We start from the raw sequence: 1,067 nt of genomic DNA, 5'->3' as shown, positions 1-1,067 counted from the left end.
GCGTCAGGCTAACCATCGATCTCGTCTCGACCGCGCATCCAAAGCTGCGCTACGCGCCGGATCGCGTCAGGCTTTCGGCACGCAGGATCCCGGCCGGCATGAAGGCCGGATCGCTGGTGATGGGTTACGCGCGGCTTCTGCCGCCGACCGGGCCGGTCCGTCCCGAAAGCTATGATTTTTCCTTCGACAGCTATTTTTCCGGCATCGGCGGCAGCGGATTTTTCCTCGGCGACCCGAAAGTCATTCCGCCAACCGACCCGATCGCTCAGACGAGCATCGCCTCGGCCATCGAGAACGCGCGCGAAAATATTGCCGACCACATCAGAAGCACCGTCGGCGGACCCGAAGGCGAGATTGCCGCCGCACTGATCGTCGGCGTGCGCGCCGGCATTCCCGAGGACATCAACGAGGCGATGCGGCGGACCGGCATCTATCACATCATCTCGATTTCGGGCCTGCACATGGCGCTGGTCGCCGGCACGGTCATGCTTCTGCTGCGCGGCGCCTTTGCGCTGTTCCCGGATTTTTCGTCACGCCGGCCGGTGAAGAAATATGCCGCGACAATCGCGCTTATGTCGATCGCCGCCTATCTCGTCATCTCCGGCGTGGTGGTCGCCGCCGAGCGAAGCTTCATCATGCTGGCCGTCATGCTGATCGCCGTGCTTTTCGACCGCGCCGCGCTGACGATGCGCAACTTGGCGATCTCGGCCATCGCCGTCATCCTGGTGTCGCCGCATGAAGTGGTTGGCCCGAGCTTTCAGATGTCGTTCGCGGCAACCGCCGCCCTTGTCGGCGCCTATGCCGGCTGGTCCGACTACCGCGCCGGCAAGGTGAGAGCGCCGCCGGACAAGCGTTCGGTCCTGCGGTTCATGTCGCACAAACTGGCAGTCGGAGCAGGTGGCGCCGCAATGACGTCGATCATTGCCGGAAGTGCCACGGCGCTGTTTGCCATCTGGCATTTCCAGCGCGTCTCGCCGCTCAGCCTGCTGGCCAATCTCGCGATCATGCCGATCGTCACGATCGTGATGTTTCTCGCCGTCGCCAGCGCGGTCATGATGCCGTTCGGC

The 1,067-nt window shown here is 63.8% G+C and carries 1 protein-coding gene; it reads left to right on the top strand.

Annotation, left to right across the window (positions count from 1 at the left end; all coding sequences use genetic code 11):
- Positions 1-1,067: ComEC/Rec2 family competence protein (locus EOA60_RS34430; RefSeq protein ID WP_164899831.1), on the top strand; the 1,067-nt coding region annotated here is incomplete at both ends.

It is taken from the genome of Mesorhizobium sp. M1A.F.Ca.IN.020.06.1.1 (assembly GCF_004023265.1).
Lineage (GTDB): Bacteria > Pseudomonadota > Alphaproteobacteria > Rhizobiales > Rhizobiaceae > Mesorhizobium.
The sequence above is the reverse complement of the archived record's forward strand: the minus strand, read 5'-3'. Positions and strand labels throughout refer to the sequence as shown.